Genomic DNA, 16,385 nt, shown 5'->3' with positions numbered 1-16,385 from the left:
TTGTCACTATATCTTGCAAATTCAACTGAGGCTAGTTAACGCTTTGTAAATCTTAGTGAGTAAATAAGTATTTTTATCAGTGCTAGGTAAAAGAGCCGCTAAAAGGGGGGATTTTTAGCGGCTCTTGCTTCTATGCAACTTGTGTCGTCGCTGCTACTTTTAGAAGTTGTAACGTGCACCTAGGGTATAACGAGCACCCAATTGTGTTACGTTGATTACTTGTTGAGTTGCACGACCATATTGGCGAGTGTACTCATTAGTAATATTGATACCTTCGAAGAATACCGCTAAACCTTCAACTTGAGGAATATCATAGCTCATGTTGAAATCGATTTGTTGGTAATCTTGCGTGTAAACTGGGTTTGCACCCGTATCAGTACCTGTTGCAGCTAAGAAATCATCACGCCAGTTGTATGCAATACGTGCTTGGAAACCACCGTTATCGTAAAACGCGACAAGGTTAGCTGTGTCACTGATATTGGTTTCGGCAACTTGCGCATCAAGTACAAAGTCGTCAAATTCATTATCTGTATTTACTAAGGTGTAGTTAGCCATGAAACCAAAGCCAGATTCACCAAATAAATGTTGTACAGTAAATTCCATACCGTCATAGCCTTGTTCTTCTGAGCTATTTTTCGGTTCGTTGATTAAGAAATTTAATAACTGATCTTCAGAGACACCTGCGATCTTAATTACGCCATTTTCTTCATAAACGGTAACGCCATCTTCGAAGTTATCAAAAATGTAGTCACGAATATTACCCGCGTCGCTACCAACATTTTCAACTGCTTCACTTGATTTAGGACCATTTGATGGGTTAAACAAGCCATCAAATGTATATTCTACAGTGTTTGGATCTATGTTATTTTTAACAGTTTTGTCAAAATAGGCGACAGATGCGTAACTACCTTCTGCGTAATACCACTCAAAAGATAAATCCCAGTTTTTAGACTCTAATGGTAATAAGTCTGGGTTACCTGATGAACCACTACCATTTGAACGGTTAGCTAGCGTACCTAGAACAGTACCACCTTGTAAGTCACCGTACCATGGGCGACCAATGGTTTCTGAGTAGGCTGCACGTACAATAATGTCGTCTGTTAGTTCTAAGTTAAAGTTAATGCTAGGCAGGATATGATCGTACTTACCTGTTTTAGTTTGGTATTCAAAATCACCGTTACCCGTTAACTCTATTTCAGTGTCACCTACCCAAAGCGTACCACTGTATGAAGGTACAGCTGATGTAGATTCAACTTCAGTTTGCTCGTAACGGAAACCGAAATGCACATCAAATGGCATTGTGCCCATTTCACCTTCGAAGTTGTACTGAAGGTATACTGACGTGATTTCTTCTTCTACATAACGGTCAGTTCCCGCAGCATAGTTTGTTGAAGGACAAAACATTGTGCCACAGTCACCAATAACAGTACCTGCTGGGAAAGAGTCAGGCGTGTAAAGTTGTTCAGCAATATCACGAACACTTTCAAAATCCCACATGAAGAAGCGGTCTGCAATTTCAAAGTCACCATCGAAATCTGCAAAATTACCACCACTAACATCATCAAAACGGTCTTGAATGCTTGCAACTGGGAAGAATGAGTCATCAAAGTCACCTTCTGCACCAACACCACCCCAATCGTTACGCTGAACGTTAACTTGTTTTGAGTGTTTGCTTGATTTCATTAACATTACACCGAAATCGATGCTACCAATTTCATCAAAATCGTAAGTACCGCTTAATTGCGTTTGGTCTACTTCAGAATAATCTTCTGCGTTACTAAATACACTACCAGTAACTCGCATATCAGACGGTTGTAAATTAGATGAACCGCGCACGGCTAATATTGGTAATTCGCCAGAGAAATCTGTAGCCGCTGCTTCACGAATGAAACCTGCTGTTGATAACGTATTGCTTGAGCCATGCGGACTATTTGGCGTGCGTTCTGCGTCAGAACTGTGGTGATCAAGCTCTAGGCGGAAATTAGGTGCTAATTGCCATTCTAAATTGATACCAAAAGAATTCATTTCATCACGCGTAGCAGAATTTGATGCCGCCATCGAGTAATCTTGAATACCTGCGCCAGTAGCGATGTAATCTTCAGAGTATAATAGAGGTGATGATACAGGACCATCGCTCCAAACGTTTTCCGAAGGAGCAAATGTAAACCATGCAGATACATCATTAAATTGACGGTCAACTTCAGTTTCGTAATAAGTCCAATCTGCAGTTGCAGTAAAGTCATCATTTGGACGGTATTGTAATACTAATTGAGAGTTCAAACGCGTGCGTTGTTGCTCTTCAAATTTATAAATCGTTGTTTGTGGTACTGAGTAAATATCGCCAGCACCTGGACGGTTAACTTGGTTTTCTTGAGGAACACCACCCCAAGCCGCGTTTGAACCACTCCAATCTTGGTCAGTCTCACCTGTAAATGAACGCCAACCTGTACCAACTAATGCTTGTTGGTTACCACTTTCACGCTCTGCATAGCTAGCATTTAATGAAATACCGAACTTGCCGTCGTCAAATGTATTTGAGTAAATACCTGAAAGCTCAGGGGTAATACTTCCATCAGACGCAGAAGTATCATCCATCATTTTAATACCAAAACTTGCTTTTTGACCGTCGTGATCAAGTGGCTTTGATGTTAAAACGTTAATAGAAGCTCCAATACCACCCGTTGGTATTTTAGCTTCTGATGTTTTGTAAACTTCGACACCGCTTACACCTTCTGATGCAACATTTGCAAAATCAAAAGATCTCGAACCATTTGTTGTAGGTAACTGACGGCCGTTTAACATTACTAGGTTACGATCTGGGGCAAAACCACGTACTGTTACTGAGTTACCTTCACCGTTTGAACGGTCAATTGAAACACCTGAAATACGTTGTAATGATTCGGCAAGGTTGGTATCTGGAAATTTACCAATGTCTTCGGCAGATATCGCGTCCATTACACCTGTTGATGAGCGCTTGATATCCATCGACTTTATCATACTGCCTCTAATGCCAGTAACTTCGATAACTTCAATTTCTTGTGCTGCATTTGCTTCTTCAGCCATAGCTGGAGAAACAACGCTTGCACCCAAAATCAAAGATAAGCTAGACGCTAACTTTGTTTTGTTAAACTTTTTATAATTCATGTTATTCCCTCGATGCTCTTTCTCATCATTTTTTATTGTTTAATGATTGTTTGTAAGCGCTTACATTTGCTGTTAAAAAAAATCGACAGACCCCTCAATTTTTAATTTTTTATTGAAAGCGCTTACATTAAGCTAGTTTAAAATATTTTTGTAGTCAACATTATTTTCATTTTTATGACGTAAAAACGTGATTCTTGTAACAGTTGTTATCAAATGTAATCGAAGGGATGTCATTTAACTTTTTGTTTATAATGGTTTTATTTTTTATGTTTTTATGCTTTTAAAAATAGTAACAATTCCTAATTAGTTTTTTAATAAATTTAATGGTTACTTGAAAGCGCTTACAAAATGGTTTTTCACTGAGCTTATCGCCAGCAGGCTATCTAGGCCGTTATAGGTGCATCGAGAACAATATTTTGCCGGTTTGCCTTTGCGATTAAAATTAGTGGTGCAGGGCAATACCTTATTTTATCTTCCAAGGTAGCAATGGTTAAAGGCTTATCAAATTCTGGCAAGGCCCTACATACTGCCACCACATCATCAAGGCAGCCTTGTTCAATTGTAAATGCCATAGTGTGTATTCTTAGTAAAAAATTATTAACTGCCAATCAAAAGTAACAGTCTCATTTGTATTATAGTGCAATAGGCACAGGCAGGACTTGACATGAACAGGTTGATTAACGATAAAATGACACCGCTGTCATATACTTAACAAATGCTATAAAAGGGCGTTATGGCTATTAATAAACCTCAGAAAGTTTTACCTAAACGAATTGCATCAATAGATGCGCTGCGCGGGTTCGATATGATTTGGATCTTAGGCGCACAAGGTATCTTCTTAGCGCTATTTTCGCTAACAAGTTGGCCGTTGTTTAACACGTTGAATGCTCAGATGCTGCATAGCCCATGGCATGGTATTACTGCTTATGATGTCATCTTTCCTTTGTTTATCTTTTTGTCTGGCATGTCATTAGGACTCAGTGCTAAACCACTATCGGCATATGATGCTGATAAACAGTCTCAGCTTATTAGAAAACCGATAAAGCGATTACTGATATTGTGCCTACTTGGTGTTGTTTACAATCATGGTTGGGGACAGGGTATGCCAACGGATATTGAACAAGTACGCTTTGCTAGTGTGCTAGCGCGTATCGGTATTGCTGGATTTATCGCAACGTTAATTGTTTGGTATTGCCAACACAAACTGCAATACACGTTATTTATAGGCTTATTGTTAGGCTATTATGTGTTGTTAGAGTTTGTCAGCATTGGTGGCTTTGGCGCAGGAAATTACACATCAACTGGCGCCTTAAACATTTGGTTTGATCAACACCTACTACCTGGTGCAACTTATCAAAATGCTTTGGTTGATCCTGAAGGGGTTTTATCAAATATTGGCTCTGTAACGAATGCGTTGGCAGGGTTGTTTGTTGGGCGTTATTTTATTCATCAGTTCAAGAGTAATCGACCCATTATATTGCCTTTATCAATTATTGGTGTGATTTGTCTATGTTTAGGTTATGGTCTTTCTGCCGTTATGCCTATTAACAAAACTTTATGGACAAGTACCTTTGCGTTAGTCACCATTGGTTATAGTGTGCTCTTGCTGGTAATGTTCTATTGGCTAATCGATGTATTGAATTTTAAACGACTTGCATTATTTTTTACTGTTATAGGAATGAATGCGATTGTTGTTTACTTGGCTAGTTCGATTGTTGATTGGCAATATATTGCCAATAGTTTATTTGGCGGAGTTGTTGCTGGTTCGCCTAGTCAATGGCAAGGGGTTGTTAGTGTGTTTTGCCTCGTTTTTGTACAGTGGTTGTGCCTATATTTTCTCTATAAAAGAAATATTTTTATCAAGATTTAGGGGCTGTTGATCTTTCAGTTTGTAACTCTGTTGCCTTGAAAAAGGTGAGATTCGCGGCGCTTAAAGTAATGTTTGGTTGTTCCAAATACACTTTAAGCAACAAAGAATATCGCTTTTTCAAGTCAACTCAAAGGGCTTTGTCTAATGTTAAACCTAACATCGTTGAAAATCGTTAAGGTAGAACAACTACATTACTCTCTTTTCCCCTTGTTATCTTCAAAATTAGCCTAAAGCAGAGGCTAAAATGAAAGATCAACAGCCCCTAATTTACGACTCACTATTTTTGCCGTTACTTTTTGTTTTTGCTCATTGGTTAACGTGCGCCATTGGCATATCTCATCAATGTGACGGTAACACCCCATGCATATATCTTTTTCATTTAAACAACAATTATTTATGCATGGACTGTTGTGGTTTTGAATTGACATCGATTTCTTATGAACTTGAGGTGCCAGCTACAACAGCGCCTGTAGTAGCTACTTGAGCAGCTTGCTGAGCGGCAGCGTTTGAGCTAACAACAGCACTTTGGTTTTCTGTAGCGATAATACAGTAACCATAACCTAGACCTTTAAGAGGATTTTCCCAAACTTGTTCACCGGTTTGAGCATTGACACAAAACAGGTGACCGGCGCTGTAGGCATAAACAACCCCCTCTTCGTAACAAAGGTTAGTTAGCTGTGAGGATTTCAATTTGGTTTTCCAGCGTTCTTCGCCCGTATTTTTGTCAATACAGACAACATGTCCGTTAATACCTAAATATAAATGTGACATATTTCTCTCCGTGTCTATTTTTCTTGTTAACGTTTTATATTAAGGGCTTTATTTATTAATAGCTAATGCACTGGCAAAAAAGAGAAATGCGGTGCCTGTTAATTTAGGTAACCAGCCTTTATTAATGCCAGCTAACAGTCGTTCTTTAAATTTGTAAGCAACTAATACATAAGCAAAGGTAAAACCAAAAGCATTTAGTAAACTTGTTCCCGCTAAAATCATAAATTGTGGCAATAAAGGATGGTCAGGTTGTAGAAATTGCGGAAACAAAGAGCTAAAAAAGATGATAGCCTTGGGGTTACTGATCGCGATAAAAAAGCTTTTCTTGAATAAGGACGTTTTAGAAGGGGCGTTATTGGCATTTACTTGGAAAGCCCAGCTACCTTTACTACGTATAATTTGAACACCAACGTAGACTAAATAGCCTATGCCTATGAATTTGATTATTTGGAAAGTAGCAGGTGAAGCAAGCAATAGCGCACCAACACCAGTTGCTGAAATAATCGCGAGTAAAAAAATCGCAAAAACATGGCCAAGTACACCCGATAAGGCTTTTCTACGGCCGAAATTAATGCCATTACTTGCTGCAAGAATAACTGAAGGGCCAACGCTAACAGATGCCGCAATAGAAATAGTGAGATAAATTAAATATTGAGAGAGTTCCATAAGAAAAGCACGCAAATTGAAAACTGCGCAATTGTACAGATTTCTATGGAAGTTAATACGAAAAAGTGTAACTCAAAAAATAATAAAGGGGCTATGCAGCCCCTTTATTCAAATGCTAGGTGTTAGTCTTTTTTGTAGCTGTCATGACAAGAGCCACAAGTTTTGCCCATTTTACCCATGGCTTTTTTAACGTCTGCTTCAGAGCCAGTTAATGCAATTTCGCTCACTCGCGCAGAGGCTAACACTAATGCGTTAATTTTTTCCGCATAATCGTCTTTATCTTTCCAGATTGCGTCCATTGCTTCGGTATCTACATTGAACTTTGATGTATCTACCTTAGATGTATCAGCTATCATCTGTGCTAAATTGTTGATTTTAGTGGATTTGTCTTTTACAACTTCTGCGTTAAATGGCACTTTACCTTTTAACATGCCACCAAGTGGCCCCATGTTGTGTCCTAGTAAAGTAAAGTTAGCTTGGCGAACTTTTGTTGCCCAACCAGCATGTTTTTCGTTGGCTGCAGGTTGTGCGATAACAACAGTTGAGGCAACTAACCCGGCAATCGCAAGAGAGATGATAGTACGTTTCATAATATTTCCTTTTATGCTTATTCTAGTAATAATAATATTCTTCAATAACGGGGGCGTTAATAACGACCAACCAATAAACTATTACGGCAATAACCGCGGCAACGACCAATGCTAAAATTAATTTTGAGTGCTTTATCGATACCTCAGAATTAACATCGTCAGACGATTTTTTGCCAGTTATCATAGGCTTTACTAAGTTTTTATTTTTTACGCCTTGATAAAAGATAATTGCTGCAATATGTAGCGCAATACACGCTTGTAATAATGTAAAACAAACATCGTGAGCACGGTTAGCTAATTTTTGCCAATCACCTTCTAGTACACCGTTATATGGGCCTGATGTAAACACGTCATCAGTAATAAATAAACCACTCACGGCTTGGGCTAAAAGTAAAAGTAGCATACCAAATACCATGATAGCACCCAAAGGATTATGACCAGGCGTGTTCAACTTTTCTTGTGTAGGAGTTGATTTGAGGTAAGTCTTTAGCCTAGAAACCGTTGGGAAAAAACTACTAAATCTTGCATGTGTAGTGCCGACAATACCCCATACAAGACGAAACCCGATTAAAAATAGCATAAAGTAACCGCAATACATGTGATATTGCATATATTCGCTGCCAAGTTCAGCTGTTCCCCAAAGAGCACCAAAAGTTAATACAAGTAGCCAATGAAATAGCCGAGTAGGTAAGTCCCAAATTAAATAATTCTTTTTCATACAGTTTTTATTGATGCAGTATAGAGTCAAAGACGTTATAGCTTTTTAAAAACCGATGTTCAACCGCAACATCAAAAATCCTTCACAAAGATGTCAATAATGCCGAAATACTTACATTGTTTCAGGTTGGTTGCCTAAAGTTTGCGCCGTGATACCTTCATACGGCTATCAGTTAATCGCTTGGATTTGTTTGTGATGCAATATTATTGTTCAAGATGATTGCACCAATACCATCTTTAGCAAGTGCATCTTCAGGGTTATAAAGTGGACATGAGCTAAGAGACAAGCAACCACAACCAATGCAGCTATCAACAGAGTCTCTTAATACTTCTAGCGCTTTAATTCGCTGATTTAATAGCGCTTGCCACACAGTACTGAGCTTTTGCCAATCTTCTTTATTTGGTGTTCGGTTATTCGGTAAGGCACTCAGTGCTGCTTTTATATCTTCAAGGCTTACGCCCATTTTTTGGGCTGCTTTAATCACCGAAATTCTTCTTAATACTTCAGGTTTATATCTGCGTTGATTGCCATTGTTTCGCCAACTTCGTATTAAGCCTTTTTCCTCATAGAAGTGCAGGGTAGAGATCTTTATACCTGCTCGTTTGGCTACTTTTCCTACACTTAAATTAGCTTCATTGGTCATAAATAGGGTCTTTTTAAATGTTTTTTTTAATTTATCGAAAAAAACACTTTACCTCAAGTTAACTTGAGGTTTTATGCTTTGAGCCACGTTTTAATTCAAACAATATAATCGACAATAGGAGTAGTTAAACATGATGACATTAGAGCATATTAATTTAGTGGTTAAAGATATGGAGGAGACATTAACGTTTTATAAAGCGGCATTTCCACATTGGTGGGTGCGTGGCAATGGTTTCGATAAGTGGCATGGTTTACCTAGGCAGTGGCTTCATTTTGGCGATGATTATCAATATCTGGCGTTTAGTGATAATGGGCAAGGAGAAAACAGAGATCTAAACACCTTGAATTTAGGCTTAGCACACTTTGCCTTTTCTGTTACCGATATTGATGCCTTAGCTAAAAGGCTACAAGCATCAGGTTACAACGCTGATAAGGCTGGCGCTGAAAATCCATACCGTAGAAACTTATATTATATAGACCCGAATGGGTTTGAGGTAGAATTCGTAGAATACTTATCTGATTTGCCAAATGAAAGGAATCACTACAATGACTAACACAGCAATACTATTAGGATCAGCGCGCTCGGATGGTAATACAGGGGCGTTGGTCAATTACACGGCTGAATTACTTAATGCTGATGTTTTTGACTTGAATGAACACCAAGTATTACCTTTTGATTATTTAGCCAGTGCAGATGATGATTTCCGAACGCTGTCAGCCCAATTACTTAATTACGATCGCATCGTCTTTGCAACGCCTATGTATTGGTATAGTGCCAGTGCACAGATGAAAGCGTTTTTAGACAGGTTAACTGACTTCCTTCGAGAGGAAAAAGACAAAGGTCGACAACTTCGGGGTAAGCAGGCTTTCTTGCTTGCAACGGGAGCAACTGAGAAACCCGCCCACTGTTTTCAAGAGATGTTTTCATTAACCTTTAATTATTTGGGCATGATCGATGAAGGCATGCTGTATTGTGATTGTAGTCAAGGATTTGATCGCAGCAGCCACGCAATAAAAGTAGGCGATTTCTTGTTAACACTAGAAAATGCAGTAGAAGAAATGGCCTAAACTAGGATCCTACTTATCTCACTACTATGATAAATTAGCCAAAAAAACGCTATGTTGAATAAGTAAGCGGTAAAAGTGATAAAAAATGTTAATAGACGTCTAAAAGTCTATTGCAATTAGTCGTTGAATCCGTTTAAATAGCCACCGTTATTAGTAGTTCTATATTACTAATTCCAGAAGAGGCGCGATAGCTAGGTATATGGTATGAAGAACCACAATTCTTTTGATCATCATAGAGGGAGACTATCGCCGAGAGTTTTGCACTTGTGGAGTAAAAAACTCGGTCACTGTTGGTTGAATCCACAGGACTGTCACCATTTTGGTGGAGAGCTTCTGGCTGAAATGTCCTTACATAGCGTTTACTCGATGCGAGTAACACTACCCATATCAGTCGGCTCTTCCTTGTTTTTATTTAGCATGAATTAGCGTGATGCTATCTAGGGAGATTAAGTTGTTTTTCAGTTTGTTTTTAGTTTTTGTTTGTCGAATATCTCAGGTCGAAGGGGGCGCTAATGTCTAACATAGCAGTTGCAAAATTTGGCGGTACGTCGGTTGCCAACCATCAAGCAATGTTACGTTGTGCTTCTATTGTTAAACAAAAATCAGCTTCAACACTTGTCGTTGTTTCTGCGCCAGCTGGCGTGACAAACCATTTAGTACGTCTGAGTCAAACCGGTTTAAACCCGCAAGAGCAAAGTGAGACTATTTCGGCAATTCGCGATATCGCTTTCAATATTATTCAAGCGTTATCCGATAAGCCAGCGGCTCAACAAATCGCTGAGCGAGTTGATGGGATTTTAGCTGACTTAACGCAACGAGCTGCAAGTCAATCGTTGCAATTTGATGCGCAAATTGCCGATAGTATATTAGCCTGTGGAGAACAAATCAGTTCGAAAATTTTCGCTCAGGTGTTGTGTGAGTTAGGCGTTAGTGCGCTAAGTTTTGATGTGCGACAAGTCATGAAAACGAATAGTTTGTACTCTAAAGCTGTGGTTGATATTGAACAAGTAGCATCATTAGCACAGCGTGTTTTATCGCCACTTTTGTCCGTTCAGGTCATTGTAACGCAAGGCTTTATTGGTCAAGATGGCTTAGGTCATACAACAACACTTGGTCGTGGGGGTTCTGATTATAGTGCTGCGATTTTAGCAGAAGCGCTAGGGGCGAATAACTTAGAGATTTGGACAGACGTTGAAGGGATCTTCACAACCGATCCTCGTATCACTGCACAGGCAAAGTCGATTCCAGAAATTAGCTTTGGTGAAGCCGCAGAAATGGCTACCTTTGGCGCTAAGATATTGCACCCGGCGACATTAATTCCAGCGATGCGTAAAAACATTCCGGTATTTGTTGGTTCAAGTAAGGCGCCAGAAAAAGGCGGCACAAAAATTCAACAACACGTGCAATCAAATCCTACTTACCGCTCAATCGCATTACGCAGAGAACAGTCATTGGTTACGGTTAAAAGTCCTGAGATGCTCCATGCTAGTGGTTTCTTGGCTAAAGTATTTAGTATTTTAGCTAAACATGAATTATCAGTAGATTTGATTACGACAAGTGAGATCTCAGTTGCGATGACGTTTGATAACCCTACATCTAATGCTCAAGCATTGATTACTCATGAAGTTGTCAAAGAGTTAGAGCAGTTGTGTGAGGTAACGGTTGAGCACGGTTTATCGTTAGTGGCAGTCATTGGTAACGGTTTACATGCTGCTAAAGAGTTAGGTAGTAGCATTTTTGACAAGATAAATGACTTTAATATTCGTTTGATCTGCCATGGCGCAAGTGCCAATAATATTTGCTTTTTAGTGCCAGAAAACGATGCTAATTCAGTGGTGTCTCAGCTACACAATACATTATTTGATTAGTATTAACCGATTGTAAATTATACGTTTTGTTTATTGATGAAACGATAAGAACAAAAAAACCACCCTATTTGGTGGTTTTTTAATTTTTGATACTCGAGTGTTGATTTTATTTTGATCAAACACCGAACAGTTATTAATAACTGTCGTTATGAACACTCATGACCGAGCGACCCGAAGGATCTGCCATATTCTTAAAGTTCTCATCCCAAGCTAATGCTTGTGGTGTTGAACAGGCCACTGACTTACCGCCTGGCACACATTCCGCAGCCGAAGGTAGAGGGAAGTGTCCTTCAAAAATTTCACGATAAAAATAAGCTTCTTTAGTGTCCGGTGTATTATGCGGGAACTTAAAGCTAGCGTTAGCAAGTTGCTGATCAGTAACTTGGCTTTCAATATGAGCTTTTAAGCTATCAATCCAAGAATAACCAACACCATCAGAAAACTGCTCTTTTTGACGCCATAAAATTTCGTCAGGTAAGTAGCCTTCAAACGCGGAGCGTAAAATGCCTTTTTCAATTTTACCGTTACCACACATTTTATCTTCAGGGTTTAAGCGCATTGCTACGTCCATGAAGCGTTTATCTAAGAAAGGTACACGTGCTTCAATGCCCCAAGCTGACATTGATTTGTTTGCGCGTAAGCAATCAAACATATGCAATTTATCAAGCTTACGTAATAATTCCTCGTGAAATTCTTGAGCGTTTGGTGCTTTGTGGAAATATAAATAACCACCAAAGATTTCATCAGCTCCTTCGCCAGATAACACCATTTTAATGCCCATGGCTTTGATTTTTCGGGCCATCAAGTACATAGGCGTTGACGCTCTAATCGTCGTCACATCGTAAGTTTCTAAGTGATAGATAACTTCTTTAAGTGCATCGATACCCTCTTGCTCTGTAAATAGAACGCTGTGGTGGATCGTGCCAATGCTATCGGCAACTTTTTGTGCTGCTTCGAGATCAGGTGAGCCTTCTAAACCACAAGCAAATGAATGCACCTTTGGCCACCAAGCTTCTGACAAGTCGTTTTCTTCGACACGACGAGAGGCGAACTTTTGTGTGATTGCCGACACCAGTGAAGAATCTAAACCGCCTGATAAAAGCACGCCATAGGGTACGTCTGTCATTAAATGAGACTTAACTGAGTCTTCTAATGCTTCACGTAATTTTGTTTTGCTCGTGAAGTTATCTTTAATCGCTGAATACTGTTGCCAGTTACGTTGATAGTACTTTTGAACCTTGCCCACTTTGCTATCAAGAATATGACCCGGAGGAAATTCACTCACTGTTTTACAAACTGGCATCAGTGCTTTCATTTCTGAAGCAACATAAAAGTTGCCGTGCTCGTCGTAACCTGTATATAAAGGGATAATACCGATATGATCGCGAGCAATAAGGTAACTGTTGTCTTGTGCGTTATATAAACAAAAGGCAAACATACCCTGTAGTTTATCAACGAAATCAACGCCGTGCTCTTGGTATAGAGGTAAAATCACTTCACAATCTGAATTTGTTTTGAAGCTATAGTCTACCGTCAAGGTTTCTTCTAAGGCTTTATGGTTATAAATTTCACCATTTACAGCAAGTACATGAGTTTTATCAGCATTATAAAGAGGTTGAGCACCATGTTCAGTATCAACAATCGCGAGTCTTTCGTGAACTAAAATGGCGTTATCATTGTGGTAGATACCTGACCAATCAGGACCACGATGACGTAATAAGCGAGAACATTCTAATGCCGTTGAACGTAATTCTGAGGCATTGTTTTTTATATCTAAAATACTAAAGATCGAACACATTGAAGCGCTACTCCTTTGGTTATTTTTCACATTGTTTAATTAAATCATTGCTGATTCATCGTAAGTTGTTGGCAAATTCCATATGTCAGCGAAAGGACACGTAGAGATGGGATTTGGTAAATGACTTGTTTACATATTGTTATCACAACTACGTCTTCTACTTTGCCTACAAATATATAAAATGCAATAGCTTAGCGTAGAATTTTTACTCTAATGTATTGCGTTTAGTTATAAGGCTATGAAAATCATATGGTTAGAGAGTGGTTTTGTTATTGTAGCACTGGCTTAATCTTGCTAATGTTTGATGCATACTGATTTACTACTTTTTGAACCAATTACGCCTGTGAAAATGCTAACAAAATATTCAAAAGCGGTCGTGGCAGTTTGCTGTTTACTCGCAACTGCTAGTTACGCAAATCATACCAAGCCATCCGTTGAAGAGTTGCGCATTAATAAAGCACAGCAGGCAATGCCAAGTGTCGTTAACCGGTTGAGCCAAAGGGTAAATTCCTTTGATGATCAAGTAAATAAGGCGCGAAGCTATACAACATTAATGCAACTCGTGTTGAGGCATAGCAGTTTACTTTGGCAAGATGCTGTGGTGGGTTTTAAGCAGGCAAATGATCAAGATGATAGGGCGCTGTATTGGGCGCGTTTGCAAATGTCTGCATCGTTACGCGGGGCTAAAACATTTAAGACGTTACTACCTGATCAGCAAGTTAAGTTGTTATGGCAATTTGAACTGCTATCAAGAGGGCAGTCAGATGTTGATTTTAATAGAAATACCAGCAAACGTATTCTAATTACGGGTTTTGATCCCTTCTCTCTCGACCAACATATTGACCAATCAAACCCTTCAGGTGCTGCTGCGTTAGCGCTAGATGATATTGTCATTAGCGCTAGTGGAGAAAGTGTCGAAATAGAAACATTGATTGTACCAGTACGATTTGCTGATTTTGATCAGGGCATGATTGAAACTTTGCTTACGCCATATTTTGCAAAGCAAAGTGTAGATATGGTGATCACCGTTAGCATGGGGCGTGAAGATTTTGATTTAGAGCACTTTCCTGGGTTAAGACGAAGCACTAAAACGCCAGATAATCTTAATGTTTACACCGGCGCAGATGTAGAAAACCCGCTAGTACCTAGACTTAATGGTCAGCCACTCAAAGGGCCTGAATTCGTGAGATTCTCATTACCGTATCAAGCGATGAAAAAAGCAACTGGGCAATACAAAGTTAATGACAATCATTTTGTTCAAACGTTAGATAAAGGGAAAATCTATCCTGAACGTTTATCCCAATTGCGTGGTGAAACGTCAGTTCAAGGCTCTGGCGGCGGTTACTTATCCAATGAAATCTCTTATCGTAGTATTTTATTACGTAATGATTTTGCACCGGTAATGCCCGTTGGTCATATTCACACTCCGAAAATTAAAGCATTTGAACCAGAAAAAACACAAGACATTATTGAACAAATAAAGCAAATGATTGGCTTTGCAATTACTGAAATTTAGCATGGCGTGATAAATAAAAAGGGTCAGTGTAATGTATTACACTGACCCTTTTTTATAATGCATTATTAAACAGATTAAATGCTGTTTGTAACGTCCACTGACAGCTTAAGCATTTGACCAGGTTGTAAGTAATTCTTACGGCTAATGCTATTCCACTGTTCAATCTCTTTTATGCTGACATTAAATTTACTTGCGATACGTGAAAATGAATCGCCTTTCCTTACGCGATAGGTAATATTTCGCATGACCGCTTTTTCTGTTTCTAAATGCTTGTTGTTTGTAGACTTCTGCCAAATAACTAAGGTTTGTCCAGGCTTAATATAGTCTTTTGGCGCCATGCCATTCCATTTAGCAATACTGCGTGACGACACTTTATGCGCGTTAGCAATATCCCATAACGTGTCTCCAGACTTCACCTGATAGTTGATTTTAGTACCAGCACGGGTACGGTTTTGCTTGGTCGCAAGGCGTTGATCTTGGCTTAATATGTAGCTATCAAGTGATTGCGTTGCTACTGGAATTAATAGGTATTTACCCGCTCTGATCTGTGAGCCTTTAATATTGTTTACTTGCTGAATCAAGTGCACATTAGTATCAAACTTATTGGCAATTTTAATAAGGCTATCACCGTTTTTAATTTTGTATCGCTGCCATGCTAAACGCTCTTTATCGGTTAATTTTGCTAAGCCGGTATTAAAGTTGTCAACTTTGGATGCAGGTAGTAATAAGTAATGTGGACCATCTGGATCTGTCGCCCAGCGGTTAAAGCCTGGGTTTAATCGCTGCAATTCACCGAGCGTTAAATCAGCAAGTTGCGCTGCTTTTGCTAAGTCGAGCTGAGAACCAATATCAACTTTAGTCAATACACTTTGGTTTTCTATTTCGTACAGCTTGATGCCAAACTCATCTGGACGTTTAACAATGTCTGCCAATGCCAGTAATTTAGGGACATATGCGCGTGTTTCTTTTGGTAAATCGAGAGACCAAAAATCAGTTGGCTTATTTTTACGTGCGTTATTTCGCATTGCTCTACGTACTCGGCCTTCACCTGAGTTATATGCAGCTAATGCGAGCAACCAGTCACCATCAAAAAACTTATGTAAATATTTTAAATAAGCGATAGCGCCTTCAGTTGAGGCAATAACGTCGCGTCTACCATCGTACCACCAGTTTTGTTTCATACCGAAACGCTTACCTGTGCCCGGAACAAATTGCCACATGCCTGATGCACGGCCGTGAGAATAGGCAAACGGGTCAAATGCACTTTCAACAATAGGTAATAGTGCAATCTCTAGTGGGATATCGTTCTTTTCTAACTCTTCTACGATGTAATATAAGAAGGGCTCAGCACGCTTAGCAACACGATCCAAATATGTTGGATGTTTTACATACCAATTACGTTGTGATTGTAAACGTGGATTTTCATCGATAGGGAACGTTAAGCCCAAGCGAATACGTTGCCAAATATCGTTAGTTACATCAATATCTTGATCGCCTAACGAGAATTCAATATCAGCAACAGGGTGAATAACGTTTGCTGTAGGATCAGCTAAAATGGCTTGGTTTATTTCACTAGGGCTAGCAATATCAACTAAGACTTCTTCTTGCTCAGTGTCATGTTCAGCAGTATTAAAAGAGGTTGTTTGGCAACCCGTTAAAAACATGGCCGATGCTAAGGTAATTTTTATTGGAGAATATAGATACTTCATTTAGGTCTTTATCATTGCTTGATCA

At 39.2% G+C, this 16,385-nt stretch carries 15 protein-coding genes and 1 riboswitch; of the genes, 5 read left to right on the top strand and 10 right to left on the bottom strand.

Annotation, left to right across the window (positions count from 1 at the left end; genetic code table 11):
- Window positions 1-159 precede the first annotated feature (159 nt).
- Together QQK02_RS02890 and QQK02_RS02885 are read right to left on the bottom strand one after the other, a co-directional pair.
- Entirely contained in the window at window positions 160-3,144 is a 2,985-nt protein-coding gene (locus QQK02_RS02890) for a TonB-dependent receptor (protein WP_284206450.1), read from the bottom strand.
- A gap of 383 nt (window positions 3,145-3,527) precedes the next feature.
- Window positions 3,528-3,716, bottom strand: coding sequence for a hypothetical protein (locus QQK02_RS02885; RefSeq protein WP_284206449.1), 189 nt, complete (start codon window positions 3,714-3,716; stop codon window positions 3,528-3,530).
- A 161-nt stretch (window positions 3,717-3,877) separates the two neighbouring features.
- Between QQK02_RS02885 and nagX the strand changes: the two genes are divergently transcribed.
- Window positions 3,878-5,014: a transmembrane glucosamine N-acetyltransferase NagX gene (nagX, locus tag QQK02_RS02880; protein WP_284206448.1), complete on the top strand. Its 1,137-nt coding sequence runs from the start codon at window positions 3,878-3,880 to the stop codon at window positions 5,012-5,014.
- A gap of 239 nt (window positions 5,015-5,253) precedes the next feature.
- On the opposite strand, the gene QQK02_RS02875 is transcribed toward nagX, so the two are convergent.
- The 6 genes from QQK02_RS02875 to soxR all read right to left on the bottom strand — a co-directional run bounded on the left by QQK02_RS02875 (window position 5,254) and on the right by soxR (window position 8,402).
- On the bottom strand, window positions 5,254-5,442 hold the full coding sequence (locus QQK02_RS02875) for a DUF1289 domain-containing protein (protein ID WP_284206447.1): 189 nt from the start codon (window positions 5,440-5,442) through the stop codon (window positions 5,254-5,256).
- Between the two features lie 7 nt (window positions 5,443-5,449).
- A complete protein-coding gene (locus QQK02_RS02870) occupies window positions 5,450-5,785 on the bottom strand; it encodes an outer membrane protein assembly factor BamB family protein (protein ID WP_284206446.1) in 336 nt (111 codons plus the stop codon).
- A 48-nt stretch (window positions 5,786-5,833) separates the two neighbouring features.
- Complete coding sequence (locus QQK02_RS02865; RefSeq protein WP_284206445.1) at window positions 5,834-6,451, bottom strand: LysE family translocator; 618 nt, start codon at window positions 6,449-6,451, stop codon at window positions 5,834-5,836.
- Window positions 6,452-6,573: 122 nt separating this feature from the next.
- A complete protein-coding gene (locus tag QQK02_RS02860) occupies window positions 6,574-7,041 on the bottom strand; it encodes a c-type cytochrome (protein WP_284206444.1) in 468 nt (155 codons plus the stop codon).
- 22 nt (window positions 7,042-7,063) lie between these two features.
- Window positions 7,064-7,759, bottom strand: coding sequence for a cytochrome b/b6 domain-containing protein (locus QQK02_RS02855; RefSeq protein ID WP_284206443.1), 696 nt, complete (start codon window positions 7,757-7,759; stop codon window positions 7,064-7,066).
- Window positions 7,760-7,931: 172 nt separating this feature from the next.
- Window positions 7,932-8,402 carry a redox-sensitive transcriptional activator SoxR gene (gene soxR / locus QQK02_RS02850; RefSeq protein WP_284206442.1) on the bottom strand — a complete coding sequence of 157 codons (471 nt, stop codon included), beginning with the start codon at window positions 8,400-8,402 and terminating at the stop codon, window positions 7,932-7,934.
- A 130-nt stretch (window positions 8,403-8,532) separates the two neighbouring features.
- Between soxR and QQK02_RS02845 the strand changes: the two genes are divergently transcribed.
- The 3 genes from QQK02_RS02845 to lysC all read left to right on the top strand — a co-directional run bounded on the left by QQK02_RS02845 (window position 8,533) and on the right by lysC (window position 11,337).
- Window positions 8,533-8,955 (top strand): VOC family protein, encoded by a 423-nt coding sequence (locus QQK02_RS02845; RefSeq protein ID WP_284206441.1) that lies wholly within the window; start codon window positions 8,533-8,535, stop codon window positions 8,953-8,955.
- Window positions 8,948-9,469 (top strand): flavodoxin family protein, encoded by a 522-nt coding sequence (locus QQK02_RS02840; protein WP_284206440.1) that lies wholly within the window; start codon window positions 8,948-8,950, stop codon window positions 9,467-9,469. The genes QQK02_RS02845 and QQK02_RS02840 overlap by 8 nt, the downstream gene beginning before the upstream one ends.
- 169 nt (window positions 9,470-9,638) lie before the next feature.
- Window positions 9,639-9,810: riboswitch (Lysine riboswitch) on the top strand.
- 171 nt (window positions 9,811-9,981) lie between these two features.
- A complete protein-coding gene (gene lysC / locus QQK02_RS02835; RefSeq protein ID WP_284206439.1) occupies window positions 9,982-11,337 on the top strand; it encodes a lysine-sensitive aspartokinase 3 in 1,356 nt (451 codons plus the stop codon).
- Window positions 11,338-11,470: 133 nt separating this feature from the next.
- On the opposite strand, the gene asnB is transcribed toward lysC, so the two are convergent.
- Window positions 11,471-13,135, bottom strand: a complete 1,665-nt coding sequence (asnB, locus tag QQK02_RS02830; RefSeq protein ID WP_284206438.1) for an asparagine synthase B — start codon at window positions 13,133-13,135, stop codon at window positions 11,471-11,473.
- A gap of 304 nt (window positions 13,136-13,439) precedes the next feature.
- Here asnB and QQK02_RS02825 point away from each other — a divergent pair, with 304 nt between their 5' ends.
- Window positions 13,440-14,651 (top strand): hypothetical protein, encoded by a 1,212-nt coding sequence (locus QQK02_RS02825; RefSeq protein ID WP_284206437.1) that lies wholly within the window; start codon window positions 13,440-13,442, stop codon window positions 14,649-14,651.
- 74 nt (window positions 14,652-14,725) lie between these two features.
- On the opposite strand, the gene QQK02_RS02820 is transcribed toward QQK02_RS02825, so the two are convergent.
- Entirely contained in the window at window positions 14,726-16,360 is a 1,635-nt protein-coding gene (locus tag QQK02_RS02820) for a LysM peptidoglycan-binding domain-containing protein (protein WP_284206436.1), read from the bottom strand.
- Window positions 16,361-16,385: the final 25 nt, after the last annotated feature.

The sequence above is a fragment of the Thalassotalea eurytherma genome (genome assembly GCF_030161415.1).
GTDB classification, from domain to species: domain Bacteria; phylum Pseudomonadota; class Gammaproteobacteria; order Enterobacterales; family Alteromonadaceae; genus Thalassotalea_G; species Thalassotalea_G eurytherma.
The sequence above is the reverse complement of the archived record's forward strand: the minus strand, read 5'-3'. Positions and strand labels throughout refer to the sequence as shown.

Coding starts and splice junctions, on each gene's coding strand:
- QQK02_RS02890 (WP_284206450.1), bottom strand. CDS start 3,144: ATGAATTATAAAAAGTTTAACAAAACAAAGTTAGCGTCTAGCTTATCT.
- QQK02_RS02885 (WP_284206449.1), bottom strand. CDS start 3,716: ATGGCATTTACAATTGAACAAGGCTGCCTTGATGATGTGGTGGCAGTA.
- nagX (WP_284206448.1), top strand. CDS start 3,878: ATGGCTATTAATAAACCTCAGAAAGTTTTACCTAAACGAATTGCATCA.
- QQK02_RS02875 (WP_284206447.1), bottom strand. CDS start 5,442: ATGTCAATTCAAAACCACAACAGTCCATGCATAAATAATTGTTGTTTA.
- QQK02_RS02870 (WP_284206446.1), bottom strand. CDS start 5,785: ATGTCACATTTATATTTAGGTATTAACGGACATGTTGTCTGTATTGAC.
- QQK02_RS02865 (WP_284206445.1), bottom strand. CDS start 6,451: ATGGAACTCTCTCAATATTTAATTTATCTCACTATTTCTATTGCGGCA.
- QQK02_RS02860 (WP_284206444.1), bottom strand. CDS start 7,041: ATGAAACGTACTATCATCTCTCTTGCGATTGCCGGGTTAGTTGCCTCA.
- QQK02_RS02855 (WP_284206443.1), bottom strand. CDS start 7,759: ATGAAAAAGAATTATTTAATTTGGGACTTACCTACTCGGCTATTTCAT.
- soxR (WP_284206442.1), bottom strand. CDS start 8,402: ATGACCAATGAAGCTAATTTAAGTGTAGGAAAAGTAGCCAAACGAGCA.
- QQK02_RS02845 (WP_284206441.1), top strand. CDS start 8,533: ATGATGACATTAGAGCATATTAATTTAGTGGTTAAAGATATGGAGGAG.
- QQK02_RS02840 (WP_284206440.1), top strand. CDS start 8,948: ATGACTAACACAGCAATACTATTAGGATCAGCGCGCTCGGATGGTAAT.
- lysC (WP_284206439.1), top strand. CDS start 9,982: ATGTCTAACATAGCAGTTGCAAAATTTGGCGGTACGTCGGTTGCCAAC.
- asnB (WP_284206438.1), bottom strand. CDS start 13,135: ATGTGTTCGATCTTTAGTATTTTAGATATAAAAAACAATGCCTCAGAA.
- QQK02_RS02825 (WP_284206437.1), top strand. CDS start 13,440: ATGCATACTGATTTACTACTTTTTGAACCAATTACGCCTGTGAAAATG.
- QQK02_RS02820 (WP_284206436.1), bottom strand. CDS start 16,360: ATGAAGTATCTATATTCTCCAATAAAAATTACCTTAGCATCGGCCATG.